Below are 16895 nucleotides of genomic sequence, written 5' to 3' on the forward strand. Positions count from 1 at the left end.
CTTTTGACACCATTGTCACTTTAAAGGAATCGCCATGTCGCAGGATCTGATACTCGATGGTCGTGACAGCTCGGCCAAGACAACCGCCTGGTGGCTGTACATCGTGCATGCCGTGAGCTTTATCTTTTCACTGGGCCTGTTCTCGGTGATTCCGCTGGTGATCAACTATGCGCAGCGCCCCGGCACCACCGGCACCTTCGTGCACAGCCACCACACGTGGATGATCCGCTCGTTCTGGTGGTACGTGGTGTGGGTGGCCGTCGGTGCGCTGGCGTTCATCACCATTATCGGCATTCCCCTGGCGTACCTGATCTGGCTCGGCGCCTGGCTGTGGAAAGCCTACCGCCTGATCGCCGGCTTCATGCGCCTCAGTAACAACGAAGCGGCGGCCGTTTAACGCCCGACCAGCTGCAGCGCCTGGCGCAGGCCTTCGACGATCACGCCGTAGGCCTGGCGCCGCGCTGTTTCATCGGGCGCGCGCAGCACGTACGACGGGTGATAGACGGTGACCACCCAGCGCCCGTCGTGCTGCACCGGCGCCGGGTGGCCATCGTTCATCATCGACGTCATGGTGGCCGAACCATCCTGCAACAGCGATTTCAGCGCGGTGCTGCCCAGCGCCACCACCACTTGCGGCTGCACCCGCTTCAGTTCCTCTTCCAGCCACAGGTGGCACGCGGCTACCTCGCGCTGCGCCGGCGTCTTGTGCAGGCGCCGTTTACCGCGCGGCTCCCACTTGAAATGCTTGACGGCGTTGGTCAGATAAATGCTGTCGCGATCCACCCCGGCCTCCTGCATTGCCTGTTGCAGCACCGCGCCGGCCGGTCCCACGAACGGCAACCCCTGCAAATCCTCCTGGTCGCCCGGCTGTTCGCCGACGAGCATGATGCGCGCCTGCGCCGGTCCCACGCCAGCCACGGCCTGGGTGGCGTTTTCCCATAGTGGGCAGCGGCGGCACTGGTCGAGCGACGTGGGTACCTCGCGCTGCGGCTGCGCGCGTTCCGGGGCAATCGGAATGCTGGTAGCGCCGCCGCGCTGGCCCACGGTGCCGGTCTGGCCGGTGCGGCGCTCGCCGTTGTTGGCGGCGGTGACCATGGCCGGCACGATCGCGCCTTCCGGTAAATTCTTCCAGAACCGCGACGGGATATGGCTGCGCAGCAGGTCGGCATTCACGCGCGCCGGGTTGAAGATGCTGCGGTAATAGGTGAGCCACAGCGCCTCGCCGGCGTCCTCGATATCGGCCGCGGTGCGCAGCAGCGATGGCGCTTCGATCAGTTGCTCGCCGTCCCACAGGATGGCCTGATTCGGCGTGGCGATCATCCAGGTGATCGGTCCCATGCGGCGGGCGAAGTGGCGCGCCACCTGCGGCAGGACGTCGTGGGTGGGCTCGAACCAGGCCACGAAGCGCGGCGCGCCATCTTCCTCCTTGCGCTCGCGGAAGCGCACGTAGGCATGCATGTCGTGCTGCTCGCGGTGCACGGCTTTGACCATCGCGTACAGGCGGGCGCCGTCGGCATCGGCCGGCGACACCACGTCGCGCTCGCCCAAATGCCAGCGCCAGATCACCTTGTATAAAAACGACCAGCGGTCGAGCGCATTGAAACAGGCGGCGTCCTCGATCATGTCCATCAGCTGGCGCGGCAGGCGCAACTCGGTGCCCGGCGGCGGCGCAGCCTTGAGCGCCGCCGCGCCGGCCTGGGAGCCGAAGCCGGAGAACAGGTCGCCGTCTTCCGGTTCGCTGGCCCACTCCACGTACTCGGGCGCGATGCTGCGCGCCACCAGGTCGCGGGCGGCCGTGCGCCATTCGGCAAACGTCTGGACGACCCGGCGCGTCATGCCGCTTGCAGCTCAGGCCACAGGTTCATCTGCTGGGCCGGCACGGCCATCGCCCGGCGCAGATGCTCGGACGGGCCGGCGTCGTTGACCGGAATGTAATCGGCCGTGATGATGAACGGCGCGATTTTCTTCATGCTGCACTTCAAGCGCGTAAGGTCGGCGTAGCGCACCTGGCGCAAGCGGCGCAGATCGACAATGCGCTGGGCGTTGCGCAGGCCGATGCCGGGAATGCGCGCGATCATGTGCGGCTCGGCGCGATTCAAGTCCATCGGGAAGTGTTCGCGGTTTTCCAGCGCCCAGGCCAGCTTGGGGTCGATGTCCAGCGCCAGGTTGCCCGTCTTGGGCAGCAGTTCATCGACCTGGAAGCCGTAGCTGCGCAATAAAAAATCGGCCTGGTACAGGCGGTGCTCGCGCATCATGGGCGGGGGCGCCAGCGGCACACTTTTCGGGCTTTGCGGGATGGGACTGAAAGCCGAGTAGTACACGCGTTTGAGCTTGTAGCTGCCGTACAGGGTTTCGGCGGTTTTCAGGATTTGCTGGTCGTCGCTGGCGTCCGCCCCCACGATCATTTGCGTGCTCTGGCCGGCCGGCGCAAAGCGCGGCGACTTCGGTTCCTCGGCCTTTTCGTCAAGCTTGCGGCGGATCGAGCCCATGGCCAGCTTGATGGTATGCACGCTTTTTTCCGGCGCCAGTTTCTGCACGCTGTCCTGAGTGGGCAGCTCGATGTTGACGCTCAGGCGGTCCGCGTAGCGGCCGGCGGCGGCGATCAGCGCCGGATCGGCATCGGGGATGGTTTTCAAATGGATGTAGCCACGGAACTGGTGCACCTCGCGCAGCTCGCGGGCGATCTGCACCAGCTGCTCCATCGTGTAGTCGGCCGACTGGATGATTCCGGAACTGAGGAACAGACCGTCGATGTAGTTCCGCAGGTAGAAATCCTTGGTGAGCTTGACCACTTCGGCCACCGTAAACCGTGCGCGCGGCACGTTGGACGTGCGGCGGTTGACGCAGTACTGGCAATCGTACAGGCAGTAATTGGTCAGCAGGATCTTGAGCAGCGAGACGCAGCGCCCGTCCGGCGTGTAGCTGTGGCAAATGCCCATGCCGGTGGTGGCGCCAAAGCCATCCTTGCCCACCGAATGGCGCTTGGGCGCCCCGCTGCTGGCGCACGAGGCGTCGTACTTGGCCGCATCGGCCAGGATTTCCAGTTTGTCCGTCAGTTCCACGTCCCACCTCGTCTCGATATACTGTGCATGCATACAGTATATCAGAACGGGTCAGGCTAGCAGCGTCTTCAGTGCATCGACCAGTGCCGCACACTCGGCATCCGTACCAATCGAGATACGCAGGAACTGGTCGATGCGCGCCTGCTTGAAGTGGCGGACCAGAATCGCCCGCTCACGCAGACCGGCGGCAATCGTCACCGCGTCGTGCTGCGGATGGCGCACGAAGATGAAATTGGCGCGCGACGGCAGCACCTCGAAGCCCAGCGCCAGCATCTCGGCCGTCAGCCACGCGCGCGTGGCGATGACCGCGCGCGCCGTCTGCTGCGCGTACTCGACGTCGTCCAGCGAAGCGACCGCGCCGGCCTGCGCCACCTGTCCCAGCGGGTAGCAGTTAAAACTGTTTTTTACGCGCTCGAGGCCCGCGATCAGGTCCGGGTGGCCGACCGCAAAGCCCACCCGCAGGCCGGCCAGCGAATGCGATTTCGAGAGCGTCTGGATCACCAGCAGGTTGTCGTAGCGGTCCACCAGCGCGCTGGCGCTCTCGCCGCCGAAGTCCACGTAGGCTTCATCGACCACCACTACCTGGTCCGCGTGCGCCAGCAACAGCGCCTCGATCTGCGCCAGCGACAGCGCGATGCCGGTCGGTGCATTGGGGTTGGCAATGATGATGGCGCCGCACGGTGCGTTGTAATGTTCGACGTCGATCTCGAAGCGGTCATTGAGCGGCACCTGCACGGCCGTGATGCCATACAGGCTGCAATACGTGGCGTAAAAACTGTAGCTGATGTCGGGGCACAGCAGCGGCAGTTCGTGCTTGAGCAGCGCGTGGAAGGTGTGGGCCAGCACTTCGTCGGAACTGTTGCCGACAAAAACCTGCTCGCGCCGCACGCCCAGGCGCCGCGCCACCGCATCCTTGAACGCCAGGTTGGCCGGATCGGGATAGCGGCGCAGGTCGTCGTCCACGGCGGCCTGCATGGCGGCGACGGCTTTCGGCGACGGACCGTACGGGTTTTCGTTGGTGTTCAACTTGATCAGGCCCGGCATGCGTACCTGCTCGCCAGGTGTGTATGGCGTGAGGCCATGAACTACTTTGCTCCAGAAACGACTCATTTCATCAACTCCAATGCTTGTTCAATATCGGCGATCAGGTCATCGGCGTCTTCCAGGCCGATGTTAAAGCGCACCAGGATGCCCTGTTCTTGCCAGTTCTTGCGCATGTGCGCGATGCGGTACGGGACTGCCAGGCTGTTGGCGCCGCCCCAGCTGTAACCGATGCCGAACAGCTGCAAGGCATCGACAAAGCGGTCGGTCTGCTCTTCCGTGTAGCGCGCGTCGAACATCACCGAGAACAGGCCGCCGGCGCCGGTAAAGTCGCGCTGCCAGGTATCGTGGCCAGGACAGTCGGGCAGCGCGGGATGCAGCACGCGGGTGATCTCGGGACGGGTTTTGAGCCAGGCCGCCACCTTGCGCGCGGACTTGTCGTGGGCCTCGAAACGCAGGCGCATGGTGGGCAGGCCGCGCAGCACCAGGTAGGCGTCGTCCGCACCCACGCCGAGGCCCAGGCGCATGTGGGCCAGGCTCAGACGGTCGTGGATGGCGCGGTCGCGCGTGATGACGGCGCCCATCAATACGTCCGAGCCGCCCGACTGGTACTTGGTCAGCGCCTGCATGACGATGTCGGCGCCGTGCTCGAAACCGTTGAAGGCCAGGCCGGCCGCCCAGGTGTTGTCCAGCGCGACCAGCACGCCGCGCGCGTGGGCGGCGGCGCAGATGGCCGGCAGGTCGGGCACTTCCATCGACACCGAACCGGGCGCCTCGGCCCAGATCAGTTTTGTATTGGGCAGTATCAGCTCGGCGATGCCGGCGCCGACCAACGGGTCGTAGTAGCGCGCGGTGATGCCGAAATCGGCATGCAGCCAGCGCCCCAGTTCACGGTTGGGGTTATAGACGTTATCGGGCAACAGCACGTCGTCGCCAGTCTTGAGCAGCGCAAAATCGACCATGGCAATCGCCGCCAGGCCGCTGGGCGCCAGCAGGCACTGGGTGCCGCCCTCGATTTCGGCCAGCCGGGCTTCGAGCGTAAACGTGGTGGGCGTGCCGTGCAGGCCGTAGGTATAGGCGTTCTTGTCCTTCCACTCGCCCGAGCGCAGCGCAGCCACGTTTTCGAACAGCACCGTGGAGGCGTGGTGGATCGCGGTGGGGAACGCGCTGAAGCCTGCGGGAGGACGGTAGTCGGAGTGGATCAGGGCGGTCTGCGGGGATTTTTTGGTGGTCATCGAAGGAACAAGCGAATAAAAAAAGGCGGAGCATCGAGATGATCGATGCTCCGCCCGTATTATAGCCGCCCCGCAGCAGCTTATTGCGCCTCGCCCCACAGGTCATGCGCATCGGAAGTCGTGATGCGCACGTCGACGAACTGGCCCACGACCAGCTTCTTGTGCGGCTCGTACGGTGGCTTCACGTACACCACGCCGTCGATTTCAGGCGCATCGGCTGCCGAACGGCCAACGCCGCCGGTGCGGTTGACTTCATCGATCAGCACGCGCACGGTCTTGCCGACCTTGGCCTTCAGGCGGTTCTTCGAAATTTCTTCCTGCAGCAGCATCACGCGGCCACGGCGTTCTTCGCGCACTTCTTCCGGCACCGGGTTGGCCAGTTCGTTGGCGGTAGCGCCTTCGACCGGCGAATAGGCGAAGCAGCCGAGACGGTCGATCTGCGCTTCCTTGAGGAAGTCGAGCAGGTACTGGAACTCTTCTTCGGTCTCGCCCGGGAAGCCGGCGATGAAGGTCGAGCGGATGGTCAGGTCCGGGTTCATCTTGCGCCAGGCCAGGATGCGGTCGAGGTTTTTCTCGCCGCTGGCCGGACGCTTCATGCGCTTCAACACGTCGGGATGCGCGTGCTGCATCGGGATGTCGAGGTAAGGCAGCACGTGCTCGCCCATCATTGGAATGACCTGGTCCACGTGCGGGTACGGGTACACGTAGTGCATGCGTACCCAGGCGCCATGCGACTTGGCCAGCTCGCCCAGCGCTTCCATCAGCTGCGTCATGTGGGTCTTGATCGGGCGGCCGTTCCAGAAGCCGGTGCGGAACTTGACGTCGACGCCGTAGGCCGAGGTGTCCTGCGAAATCACCAGCAGTTCCTTGACACCCGACTTGAACAGGTTTTCCGCTTCCAGCAGCAGCTCGCCGATCGGGCGCGACACCAGGTCGCCGCGCATCGACGGGATGATGCAGAACGAGCAGCGGTGGTTGCAACCCTCGGAGATTTTCAGGTAAGCGTAGTGTTTTGGCGTGAGCTTGATGCCCTGCGGCGGCAGCAGGTCGATGAACGGCTCGTGCGGCTTGGGCAGGTGGAAGTGGACCGAGTCCATTACTTCGGCCAGCGCGTGCGGGCCGGTCACGGCCAGCACCTTCGGGTGCACCTTCATGATGATATCGTCGCCGGCGGCGTCTTTTTTCGCACCGAGGCAGCCGGTCACAATGACCTTACCGTTTTCGGCCAGCGCTTCGCCGATGGCGTCGAGCGACTCTTGCACGGCCGCGTCGATGAAGCCGCAGGTGTTGACGATCACCAGGTCGGCGCCGTCATAGGACTTGGCAGTCTCGTAGCCCTCGGCGCGCAGCTGGGTCAGGATTTGTTCGGAATCGACCAGCGCCTTGGGGCAGCCGAGCGAGACAAAGCCGACTTTGGGCGCCGCACCGGTAATGGTGGTGGCTGCTGCAGGCTTGGTGATACGGGAAAGTGGTTGCGATTGCATGTTGGGTGTCATGAAGATGCCGGGCAATCGGGCATTATACCCGATCGCCCTTGCTGCGGAGAAGACCTCACCACCGCGCATGCCGAATCGATGTTGGATCCATGCTCATCTGTATATCTTTCCGTACTGCAAGATGGTATCGTGATGCCTTGTCGGAATTCACGATTGGACCTTCCATGGCAGTTATTGTTGGCATCGTAATCGCCCTGGGCGCGATATTTGGCGGCTTTGCGCTCGAGGGCGGCCACCTGGCGCCCCTGTTCCAGCCCTACGAATTCCTGATGATTGCCGGCGGCGCACTGGGCGCTTTCGTGATCGCCAACGATGGCAAGTCGCGCCAGGCCGTGTACGACGCCGTGCCCACCCTGTTCCAGACCGCGCGCCAGACCCGCGCCCTCTACGTGGACCTGATGAGCCTGATGTTCGAGCTGCTGACCAAGGCCCGCCGCGAAGGCCTGATGGCCATCGAGAACGAAATCGACAACCCGCAGAGCAGCCCGATCTTCCTGAAATTCCCGCTGGTGATGGCCGATCCCCACCTGGTGGAATTCATCACCGACTACCTGCGCCTGATCATCAACGGCAATATCGACATTTACCAGATCGAAAACCTGATGGACAACGAAATCGACGTCCATCACCAGGACGGCGAGCTGGCGATCAACGCCATCCACAAGGTGGCTGAAGCGCTGCCCGCCTTCGGCATTGTTGCCGCCGTGATGGGCGTGGTCCACACCATGGCCTCGGTCGGCCTGCCCCCGGCCGAACTGGGCAACCTGATCGCAGCCGCCCTCGTGGGCACCTTCCTCGGCATCCTGCTGGCCTACGGCGTGTTCGGCCCGATCGCCAGCCTGCTCGAGCGCAAGCTGCAGGAATCGACCGGCGTGCTCCAGTGCATAAAAGTCACCATCATCGCCAGCCTGAACGGCTACGCGCCGTCGCTGGCGGTGGAGTTCGGGCGCAAGGTGATTTCAGCCAAGCAGCGGCCGTCGTTTGCGGAGCTGGAGTCGATTTTGCGGCCAGGGAAGCGCTGAGTCGGAAATCCCTACCAACCTCCAACAAAAACGGCACAGTAACCAACGCCACTGTGCCGTTCAGTTTCACCAATGCGCAGGATTACTTCTTGTCGGTTGGCGGTACCACCGGACCGAACGGGAAGGTGCCGAACAGTGTCTTGCTCTGGTTCTGCATCTGCTCCTGCATCTGCACGAACAGGCTCTTGCTCTGGTCGATGTAGTTGTTCATCATGCCTTGCATCATCGGGCCCTGGACGTTCATGAACTGGGTCCACATTTCCGGGCTAAACGCTTTGCCATCGATGGCGCCGGGGGTGGTGCCGGTGAATTTGCGCTGGATGTCGGTGAAGGCCTGGACGTTCTTTTCCAGGTACGAGCCCATCATGCCCTGCATGGCGTGGCCGTAGAAGCGGATGATCTGCGACAGCACGTCGCTCGAGAACATCGGCGCGCCGCTGGCCTCTTCTTCCAGAATGATTTGCAGAAGAATGCTGCGGCTCAGATCTTCGTTGGTCTTGGCATCGACCACGGTGAATACTTCGTTATCGAGCACCAGCTGCTTGACGTCGGACAGCGTGATGTAGGAACTGGTCTGGGTATCGTACAGACGACGATTCGGGTATTTTTTGATCAGGCGGTCAGCATTTTTTTTCGCACTACTCATCACAAGTCCGTTTTTATTGCGCCGCAGCGCGTCTCCAACAATTCGAAACAAAAAGCGAACTTCGGTCCGCTTTTCACGTGCCTACTCGATCCTATTATAGAGGGGAAAGTAGAAAAATTGCAGAAACTCGCAATAGTGCTGGCATTTATTGCAACGCAACTAATAGTCGAGTCCGGTAGTGTGGCAGTCCCCCGTGGTCAGCCCTTGGCTTTGACATAACGACCCGGCGCCGCCTCGATCGCGGTGTAGCGGGCGTTACCGGGCTTGGCCTTGGGCTTGACCTTCTTCCCTCCGTGCTGGGCCAGGAATTCGGCCCACTGCGGCCACCAGCTGCCCGGCACCTCCTGTGCGCCATCGAACCAGGCCTGGGCATCGGCTGCAGCACCGTCGTTGATCCAGTAGCTGCGCTTGTTCTTGGCCACCGAATTGATCACGCCGGCGATATGGCCCGACGCGCCCAGCACGAAGCGGTTGGCGCCCGGCTTGCCCTGGTTGAGGATGTCGAGCGAACCGTACGCCGACATCCACGGCACGATGTGGTCTTCGCGCGAGCCGTAGATGAAGGCCGGGGCGTCGATCAGGCCCAGGTCGATCTTTTCGCCGGCCACGGTGAGCTTGCCCGGCACCTTCAGGCTGTTTTCCAGGTACGTGTTGCGCAAGTACCAGCAGAACATCGGGCCCGGCAGATTGGTGCTGTCCGAGTTCCAGAACAGCAGGTCGAACGCCGACGGCTCATTGCCCTTGAGGTAGTTCGACTGCACATAGTTCCACACCAGGTCGTTAGGACGCAGGCTCGAGAAGGTCGAGGCCAGGTCGCGGCCCGGCATCAGGCCGCCGTCGCGCAATTGCTGTTCGCGCAGCGACACCTGGGTTTCATCGACGAAGACGTCGAGCACGCCGGTGTCGCTGAAGTCGAGGAAGGTGGTCAGCAAGGTCAGGCTCGCCGCCGGATGCTGGCCGCGCGCCGCCAGTACCGCCAGCGCGGTGGAAACGATGGTGCCGCCCACGCAGAAGCCGAACATGTTCAGCTTGTCCTGGCCGCTGACGTCCTGGACGATGCGGATCGCTTCGATCACGCCCTGCTCCACGTAGTCGTCCCAGGTGGTGCCGGCCAGCGACTTGTCCGGGTTGCTCCACGAGATCAGGAACACGGTGTTGCCCTGCTCCACCGCGTAGCGCACCAGCGAATTTTCCGGCTGCAGGTCGAGGATGTAGAACTTGTTGATGCACGGCGGCACCATCAACAGCGGACGCTGGCTCACGGTAGGCGTGGTCGGCGTGTACTGGATCAGCTGGAACAGCGGATTTTCGTAAATCACGGTGCCCGGGGTGATGGCCAGGTTGCGGCCGACTTCGAAGGCCGATTCGTCCGACAGCGAGATATGGCCCTTGTTGATGTCGCCCAGCATATTGACCAGGCCCCGCGTCAGGCTCTCGCCCTTGGTTTCAATCAGTTTTTGCTGCGCTTCCGGGTTGGTCGCCAGGAAGTTAGCGGGCGACATGGCATCAATCACCTGCTGCACGGCAAAGCGGATTTTCTGCTTTTGCTGGGGCGCGGTGTCCACTGCTTCCACCATGGCAGTGAGGAATTTGGCATTGAGCAGGTAAGATGCGGCATTGAAGGCCGACATCGGGTTGCCCTGCCAGGCCGCCGAGCTGAAGCGGCGGTCGCTGACGGCTGGCGCCTTGCCAGCCAAAAAATCCTGCCACAACGCGGTGAAGTCACGCAGATAATCGTTTTTCAGCTGCTCCATTGCTTCCGGTTTGAGCGCAACGCCGATATCCTGCAACATGTTGGCCATCGGGTTCGCCTCGGTGGTGGGCGCCTTGCTGAACCAGGATTGCCATTGGCTGGGGTCGCCCACCTGGGACATCCAGGCGTTGGCAATGGCTTGCGGATCGGGCAAATTCATGTGTGATTCCCTAAAAAAATATTGAATATCTCTTAACCTGGGTTGCTACATGCTGATTGTTGCTATTGCGTGGATTTACGTCGTGGGACTGATGGCGCTTACCGAGCCGACCATCGTCGCGGGAATTGTAACGTTTTTGTTCTATTGCGTGCTGCCGCTGGGGACCTTGATTTACATCGCGGGAACGGGGAAGAGAAAAGCACGCCGCAAAGCAGCGGAACAGGCGGCGCGAGACGCTAAAAAGTCCAGCGCCACCTGACACTTATTTGAGCCAGATCAAACTTGCCTGGCGTCCGGTGACGCCGTCGCGACGGAACGAATAGAAGCGCCCGGAATTGGCCACCGTGCAGTACTCACCGCCATGCACTTGCGCCACGCCAGCGCGCAGCATGCGGTGCCGGGCCAGCGCGTAGATGTCGGCCAGGAACTTGCCCGGCTTGTGCTCGATCGGCGTAAACGCCGCCGTCACGTGGCGCACGCTCGAATCGTCCAGCGCGCCCTGCAAAAACGCCTGGCGCACATCGCCGCCCACTTCGAACTGGTAGGCGCCGATGGCCGGCCCCATCCAGGCCATCAGGTCGCCGGCACCGGCGGCGCGCATGGCTTCGATGGTATTTTCCAGCATGCCGGCAGCCAGGCCGCGCCAGCCGGCGTGGGCGGCAGCCACCACGGTGCCGCGCACATCGCAAAACAGCACCGGCAAGCAGTCGGCAGTCATCACCACGCACACCTTGCCGGCGATGGTGGTCATGCTGGCGTCCGCCTCGGGCACTTGCTGCGGCCCGACCTTGCCCAGGTCGGCCACCACGGTGCCGTGCACCTGCGCCAGCCACGCCGGGTCGTCGGGCAGCATGTCGCGCAGAATCTGGCGGTTGCGGGCGACATTGTGCGGCTGGTCGCCCACGTGGGTGCCCAGGTTGAGGCCGCCCTGCCCCATGCCGTCGTCATACGGCGCGGGGCTCACGCCGCCGCGCCGCGTGGTGGACAACATGCCCACATTGGCGGGCAGACCCGGCCAATGCGGCACCAGCCACTGTGGATTACTGTTCATTGTTAGTGCTGTTCCGGTTCGGCAATACCGGCCTGGGCGATCAGGCCGGCGAAATCTTCAGCCAGCGGCACGACCCATTCGCATTGCTCGCCGGTGGCCGGATGCACCAGCCCCAGGCGGCGCGCTTGCAGGGCCTGGCGCGGGAAAACGTTGGACAGGTGCTGCTTGCCATAGGTGGTGTCGCCCACCAGCGGGAAACCGATCGACATCATGTGCACGCGGATCTGGTGGGTGCGGCCAGTTTCCAGGCGACACTGCATCAGGCTGACCGGACGACGATCGAGGTCGCCGCTGGCCAGCAGTTCATAGTGGGTAATGGCCGGCTTGGCGCCCATGCTGGTGGACACCGCCATCTTGATGCGGTCTTTCGGATGGCGGCCCATGGAGGCGTCGATGGTGCCGCTGATGCGCGGCGTGCCCCACACCAGCGCGAAATATTCGCGCTTGACAGTGCGCGCGGCCAGCTGGCGCACCAGGTCGGTCTGCGAAGCCAAAGTTTTGCCGACGACCATCAGGCCGCTGGTGTCCTTGTCGAGCCGGTGGACGATGCCGGCGCGCGGTACACCGGCCAGCTGCGGGCAGTGGAACAGCAGGCCGTTGAGCAGCGTGCCGCTCCAGTTGCCGGCACCCGGATGGACCACCAGGCCGGCCGGCTTGTTAATGACGATCAGGTGGTCGTCTTCAAAAACGATGTTAAGTTCTACCTGTTCCGGTTTAAAAGCCTCGTCTTCCGGCGCTGGTTGGGGCAGAATGACGATCTTCTCGTCGCCGTAGACCGTATCCTTGGTGCTTTTTGCCGGTTTGCCATCAACGCTGACGAAGCCGTCGGTAATCCACATCTGCAGGCGGCCGCGCGAAAATTGCGGCACCAGGCCCGAGATGACCTTGTCGAGGCGCTGGCCGCACGCGTCAGGCGTGAGTTCCAGTTCGATCGGCGCCAGGCTGTCATCCTCGTCGCCGTCGGCGTCGAGAACGATCGTGGTGTCGAGGTCGGAGGGATCGAGGGCGAGTTCGGTGGAGGATTCGGTCGAATTCGGCTTTGGAGTTAATATCACAGCATTCCCATCGGCTATAATCAGCCTATTGTAAAACTTTGGTTAAACAGCTTCTTGCAAAACAACATGCAAAAAAAATTATCGGTAGTCGCAGCAACGTTAGTGATGCTTAGTTTGTCGGCGTGCGGAGTGTTCTCGGACAAGACGGACGAAACAAAGGGCTGGACCGCTTCGAAATTATACTCGGAGGCGACCGAAGAACTCGAAGGAGCGCACTACGAGCGCGCAATTCAGCTGTACGAGCGCCTCGAATCGAGCTATCCATTCGGTACGTACGCCCAGCAGGCGCAGATGCAAATCGCCTATGCCTACTACAAATCGCAGGACCAGGCGCAGGCACTGGCAGCGGTCGAGCGCTTCATCAAGCTGCATCCCAATCACAACAACGTCGATTATATGTACTACCTGCGCGGCCTGGTCAACTTCAACGACCAGGTTGGCCTGTTGAACTTTGTGTACGAGCAGGATGTTACCGAGCGCGATCCGAAGGCCACGCGCGAGGCGTATGCAGCGTTCAAACAGCTGGTGGACAAGTTCCCCAACAGCAAGTACACGCCCGATGCCCGCCAGCGCATGCGCTACCTGGTCAACGCCATGGCGTCGTATGAAGTGCACGTGGCGCGCTACTACTACCGCCGCGGCGCCTACCTGGCAGCGGCCAACCGCGCCATGGGCATCATGGACGACTACCGCGATTCGCCATCGATCGAGGAAGCGCTGTTCATCATGATCCGCAGCTACGACAAGCTGGGCATGACCGAACTGCGCAACGACACCGAACGCGTCTTCCGCCTGAACTACCCGAACAGCAAGTTCCTCGACGAAGGCAAGAAGGCCGAGCGTCACTGGTGGAAGTTCTGGAGCAGCAAGTAATTAAAAAAAAACCGGGATCAACATCCCGGTTTTTCTTTCTTTACCTGGTTTTACTCGGCAACTTTGCGCCGGAAAATCCACGTCGTCTCGCTTGAATCCTGCGCATCGAACGCGTACCCGTCCACGTCGAATTTTTTCAGCTTTTGCGGGTCGCTCAGTCCCTTGACGGTGGCGTAACGCGCCATCAAACCGCGCGCGCGCTTGGCGTAGAACGAGATGATCTTGTACTTGCCGCCTTTGTAGTCCTCGAACTGCGGCGTGATCACCGGGACATCGAGCTGCTTCGGTTTGACCGACTTGAAATATTCTTCGGATGCCAGGTTGACCAGCGCTTTCGCGCCCTGCTCGGCTGCCAGCGCGTTCAGGGCGCGGGTCTGGGTCTCGCCCCAGAAGTCGTACAGGTTCTTGCCGCGCGCCGTGGTCAGGCGCGTGCCCATTTCCAGCCGGTGCGGGTGGATCAGGTCGAGAGGACGCAGCATGCCGTACAGCCCGGACAGGATACGCACGTGGGCCTGGGCGTAATCGATCTGTTTGGCGCTCAAGCTGTAGGCGTCGAAGCCGGCATAGACGTCGCCGTTGAAGGCCATGATGGCCTGGCGGCCTTCGGTGGTCTCCTTGGTCCACGAGGCGTAACGGCCCACGTTGAGTGACGACAGCTTGTCGGACAGGTCCATCAACTCGCCGATCTGGTCCGGCGAAAATTCGCGCAGGCGGTCGATCAGCAGGGCCGACTGGTCGAGAAACGCAGGTTGGGAAACTAACCTGGTCGTGGGAGGGGTTTCGAGGTCGAGACTTTTGGCGGGCGACAGCACTATCAACATATTCTGATTAACCTATTTACTGAACTTCCGACATGATACCCGTTCCCCGCATCGTCATCGACACCAACGTCTGCCTCGACCTGTTCGTCTTCAGGGATCCGCGCTGGGCTGTGCTGCTTGATGCGCTCGAGACCGGCAAGGTCGAAGCGGTGACCCGCTCCGACTGCCGCGACGAATACAATATCGTGCTGCACTACAAGCATCTGCCGCTCGACGACGACAGCCGGCCGCTGGCCGCCGCCCGCTTCGACGCACTGATCAAGGTGGTAGCGCCGGCGGAATCGGGCGTGCGCCTGCCCGTGTGCACCGACCGCGACGACCAGAAATTCCTCGAAGTGGCGCGCGACGCCCAGGCCAGCGTCTTGATCACGAAGGACAAGGCGCTGCTCAAGCTGGGCAAGCGCCTGGTAAAGGCCGGCATGTTCAAGGTGGTGCTGCCCGAGAAGTGGTCGCTCGAAGGGTGACGCACACGCGCTGACCTGCGCTAGAATAGGCGATCCGCCCACCACATCGCCGACATGACTAGCAGCCAACCCAGCAGCAGCACCATAGACTCCCCCGTCCTTGCCAGCCGCCTGCCGGCCGTCGGCACCACCGTGTTTACCCGCATGTCGATGCTGGCCGCGCAAGCGGACGCCGTCAACCTGGGCCAGGGCTTCCCCGATTTTCCATGCGAACGCAGCCTGCTCGATGCCGTCACGGACGCGATGCAGGCCGACTTCAACCAGTACCCTTTCATGAGCGGCGTGCCGGCCTTGCGCGCGGCGATTGCCGCCAAGATCGCCCATTTGTACGGCCAGCAGTACGACGTCAACGACATCACGATTACCGCCGGCGCCACCCAGGGGCTGACGACCGCCATTCTGTGCTGCGTGCACCCGGGCGACGAAGTGATCGTGATCGAACCCGTGTACGACAGCTATGTGCCGGCGATTACCCTCGCGGGCGGCACCGCCGTATGCGTGCAGATGGACATGCGCGCCAGCGGCTACACGGTGCCGTGGGCCAAGGTGGCAGCCGCCGTCACCAGCCGCACCCGGCTGATCGTCATCAACACCCCGCACAATCCCACCGGCAGCATCTTGCGCGGCTCGGACATGCATGCGCTGGCAGACATCGTGCGCGGCACCAATATATTGATCCTGTCCGACGAGGTGTACGAACACATGGTGTTCGACGGCCAGCGCCACGAATCCGTGTGCCGCCACCCGGAACTGGCGGCGCGCGCGTTCGTGGTGTCGTCGTTTGGCAAAACGTACCACGTCACCGGCTGGAAGATCGGCTACGTGGCCGCGCCGCCCGCGCTCACGGCCGAGTTCCGCAAGGTGCACCAATACAATGTGTTCAGCGTGAATACGCCGATGCAACATGGCATCGCCAGCTACATGGCCGATCCGCAGCCGTACTTGCAGCTGCCGGCGTTTTACCAGCGCAAGCGTGACCTGTTCCGCGACGGCCTGGCCGGCACCCGCTTCGAATTGCTGCCAGCCGACGGCACGTATTTCCAGTGCGTGCGCTACGATAAAATTTCGTCGCAGACCGAGGCCGAATTTGCCGAGTGGCTCACCACCGAAATCAAGGTGGCGGCAATTCCCGTTTCGGCGTTCTACCAGCACGGCATCGAGTCGGGCATCGTCCGATTCTGCTTTGCCAAGCAGGACGCCACGCTGGCGCTGGCCCTGGCGCGCCTTGCCACCATCTAGGAGCCGACCATGGCCAGCCTTGATCCTGGTATGCCATCGGCCTCCGTGCTGCATCTGCTCAATGCCTGCAACCGCCGGCTGGAACACCTGCTGGAAAACCTGCGCAACGAACCCGATGCCGAGGGCGCGCTGCGGCAGATTGCCGCCGACGTGGTCCACGCCGTGGAGCAACACGCCGACATTGCCCTGGCCGCCATCCTGCTCAACCAGATCGCCGGCAGCTACGCGGTGCGCCACTGTATCGAGACGGCCGTCATCGTCGTGGTCATGGCGCGCCGGCTTGGTAAAACCGACGCCGAAACGCTGACCCTCACCGCCGCCGCGCTGACCATGAACGTGGGCATGCTGCGCCACCAGGACACGTTCCAGAACAAGCACACGCCGCTATCGAGCGAAGAGCTGGCCGTCGTGCGGCGCCACCCCGAGGATTCGGCCAACCTGCTGCAATGCGCAGGCGTGCAGGACGACGACTGGATTTCATGCGTACTGCTGCACCACGAAAACGACGACGGCAGCGGTTATCCGGCCGGCATCGCCAGCCCCGAAGTCACGCTCAACGCCAAACTGCTGAGCCTGGCCGACCGGTATTGCGCGCAAGTCTCGGCCCGCAATTACCGGCGCTCGATCCTGCCCGACGCCGCCATCCGCAACCTGCGCGAAGACCGCGCCAGCCCGGTCGATCCGGATCTGCTGGTACTATTCCATGACGAACTGGGCGACTACCCGCCCGGCTGCCTGGTGCGCCTGCACGGCGGCGAAATCGGCGTGGTCACCCGCCGAGGCAGCAACGGTGCGGCACAAGTAATCTGCCTGCGCAATGCGGCCGGCGTGGCAGTTGCCGCCGAAGCCAGACCGCTACCGGCCACAGCCATCGCCGCAGCGATCACCGAAGACGATGCCGACACCCGCTTCAGCATGAAGCAGGTGTGGGGCGCGCAAGCCGGCCTGTAGCCGGCTGCGGCCGCGCTGACATCTTT

The 16895-nt window shown here is 62.8% G+C and carries 17 protein-coding genes; 7 read left to right on the top strand and 10 right to left on the bottom strand.

Annotated elements, in window-relative coordinates; all coding sequences use genetic code 11:
- Positions 1 to 34: 34 nt before the first annotated feature.
- On the top strand, positions 35 to 397 hold the full coding sequence (locus ASF04_RS25740) for a hypothetical protein (RefSeq protein WP_056148303.1): 363 nt from the start codon (positions 35 to 37) through the stop codon (positions 395 to 397).
- Here the strand turns inward: ASF04_RS25740 and ASF04_RS25745 are convergent.
- From ASF04_RS25745 to rimO, 5 genes are all read right to left on the bottom strand, one after another.
- Positions 394 to 1836, bottom strand: a complete 1443-nt coding sequence (locus ASF04_RS25745) for a UdgX family uracil-DNA binding protein (RefSeq protein ID WP_056148306.1) — start codon at positions 1834 to 1836, stop codon at positions 394 to 396. The two genes, ASF04_RS25740 and ASF04_RS25745, sit on opposite strands and share 4 nt — an antisense overlap.
- Positions 1833 to 3062, bottom strand: a complete 1230-nt coding sequence (locus tag ASF04_RS25750; protein WP_056148655.1) for a putative DNA modification/repair radical SAM protein — start codon at positions 3060 to 3062, stop codon at positions 1833 to 1835. Before ASF04_RS25750 ends, ASF04_RS25745 begins: the two co-directional genes overlap by 4 nt.
- 51 nt (positions 3063 to 3113) lie before the next feature.
- Complete coding sequence (gene hisC, locus ASF04_RS25755; protein WP_056148309.1) at positions 3114 to 4172, bottom strand: histidinol-phosphate transaminase; 1059 nt, start codon at positions 4170 to 4172, stop codon at positions 3114 to 3116.
- A complete protein-coding gene (locus ASF04_RS25760) occupies positions 4169 to 5338 on the bottom strand; it encodes a cystathionine beta-lyase (RefSeq protein WP_056148312.1) in 1170 nt (389 codons plus the stop codon). The genes hisC and ASF04_RS25760 overlap by 4 nt, the downstream gene beginning before the upstream one ends.
- 80 nt (positions 5339 to 5418) lie before the next feature.
- Positions 5419 to 6822 (bottom strand): 30S ribosomal protein S12 methylthiotransferase RimO, encoded by a 1404-nt coding sequence (gene rimO / locus ASF04_RS25765; protein ID WP_152882135.1) that lies wholly within the window; start codon positions 6820 to 6822, stop codon positions 5419 to 5421.
- A gap of 176 nt (positions 6823 to 6998) precedes the next feature.
- Between rimO and motA the strand changes: the two genes are divergently transcribed.
- Positions 6999 to 7856 (top strand): flagellar motor stator protein MotA, encoded by an 858-nt coding sequence (gene motA / locus ASF04_RS25770; protein WP_056148316.1) that lies wholly within the window; start codon positions 6999 to 7001, stop codon positions 7854 to 7856.
- 82 nt (positions 7857 to 7938) lie between these two features.
- On the opposite strand, the gene phaR is transcribed toward motA, so the two are convergent.
- Both phaR and phaC read right to left on the bottom strand, forming a co-directional pair.
- On the bottom strand, positions 7939 to 8502 hold the full coding sequence (gene phaR / locus ASF04_RS25775) for a polyhydroxyalkanoate synthesis repressor PhaR (protein WP_019920740.1): 564 nt from the start codon (positions 8500 to 8502) through the stop codon (positions 7939 to 7941).
- Positions 8503 to 8699: 197 nt separating this feature from the next.
- The gene (gene phaC, locus ASF04_RS25780; RefSeq protein ID WP_056148318.1) at positions 8700 to 10415 is read right to left on the bottom strand and encodes a class I poly(R)-hydroxyalkanoic acid synthase; all 1716 of its coding nucleotides are present in this window, start codon (positions 10413 to 10415) and stop codon (positions 8700 to 8702) included.
- Positions 10416 to 10464: 49 nt separating this feature from the next.
- Between phaC and ASF04_RS25785 the strand changes: the two genes are divergently transcribed.
- Complete coding sequence (locus ASF04_RS25785; RefSeq protein WP_019920738.1) at positions 10465 to 10674, top strand: hypothetical protein; 210 nt, start codon at positions 10465 to 10467, stop codon at positions 10672 to 10674.
- 3 nt (positions 10675 to 10677) lie between these two features.
- Here the strand turns inward: ASF04_RS25785 and pgeF are convergent, their stop codons facing one another.
- The gene (pgeF, locus tag ASF04_RS25790; protein WP_056148322.1) at positions 10678 to 11466 is read right to left on the bottom strand and encodes a peptidoglycan editing factor PgeF; all 789 of its coding nucleotides are present in this window, start codon (positions 11464 to 11466) and stop codon (positions 10678 to 10680) included.
- Positions 11467 to 11468: 2 nt separating this feature from the next.
- Positions 11469 to 12521, bottom strand: coding sequence for an RluA family pseudouridine synthase (locus tag ASF04_RS25795; RefSeq protein ID WP_056148323.1), 1053 nt, complete (start codon positions 12519 to 12521; stop codon positions 11469 to 11471).
- Between the two features lie 66 nt (positions 12522 to 12587).
- On the opposite strand from ASF04_RS25795, the gene ASF04_RS25800 reads away from it, so the two are divergent.
- The gene (locus ASF04_RS25800) at positions 12588 to 13394 is read left to right on the top strand and encodes an outer membrane protein assembly factor BamD (RefSeq protein ID WP_026637084.1); all 807 of its coding nucleotides are present in this window, start codon (positions 12588 to 12590) and stop codon (positions 13392 to 13394) included.
- Positions 13395 to 13444: 50 nt separating this feature from the next.
- Here the strand turns inward: ASF04_RS25800 and yaaA are convergent, their stop codons facing one another.
- Entirely contained in the window at positions 13445 to 14215 is a 771-nt protein-coding gene (gene yaaA / locus ASF04_RS25805) for a peroxide stress protein YaaA (RefSeq protein ID WP_056148327.1), read from the bottom strand.
- A 32-nt stretch (positions 14216 to 14247) separates the two neighbouring features.
- Between yaaA and ASF04_RS25810 the strand changes: the two genes are divergently transcribed.
- Genes ASF04_RS25810 through ASF04_RS25820 form a run of 3 tightly spaced genes read left to right on the top strand, consistent with a single transcriptional unit; the run spans position 14248 to position 16869 of the window.
- Positions 14248 to 14679 carry a putative toxin-antitoxin system toxin component, PIN family gene (locus ASF04_RS25810; protein ID WP_056148329.1) on the top strand — a complete coding sequence of 144 codons (432 nt, stop codon included), beginning with the start codon at positions 14248 to 14250 and terminating at the stop codon, positions 14677 to 14679.
- 54 nt (positions 14680 to 14733) lie between these two features.
- Positions 14734 to 15918 carry a pyridoxal phosphate-dependent aminotransferase gene (locus ASF04_RS25815; RefSeq protein ID WP_200931147.1) on the top strand — a complete coding sequence of 395 codons (1185 nt, stop codon included), beginning with the start codon at positions 14734 to 14736 and terminating at the stop codon, positions 15916 to 15918.
- A gap of 9 nt (positions 15919 to 15927) precedes the next feature.
- Positions 15928 to 16869, top strand: a complete 942-nt coding sequence (locus tag ASF04_RS25820) for an HD-GYP domain-containing protein (protein WP_056148332.1) — start codon at positions 15928 to 15930, stop codon at positions 16867 to 16869.
- Positions 16870 to 16895: the final 26 nt, after the last annotated feature.

This window comes from Duganella sp. Leaf61 (genome assembly GCF_001421905.1).
In the GTDB taxonomy this organism is placed as follows: domain Bacteria; phylum Pseudomonadota; class Gammaproteobacteria; order Burkholderiales; family Burkholderiaceae_D; genus Rugamonas; species Rugamonas zoogloeoides.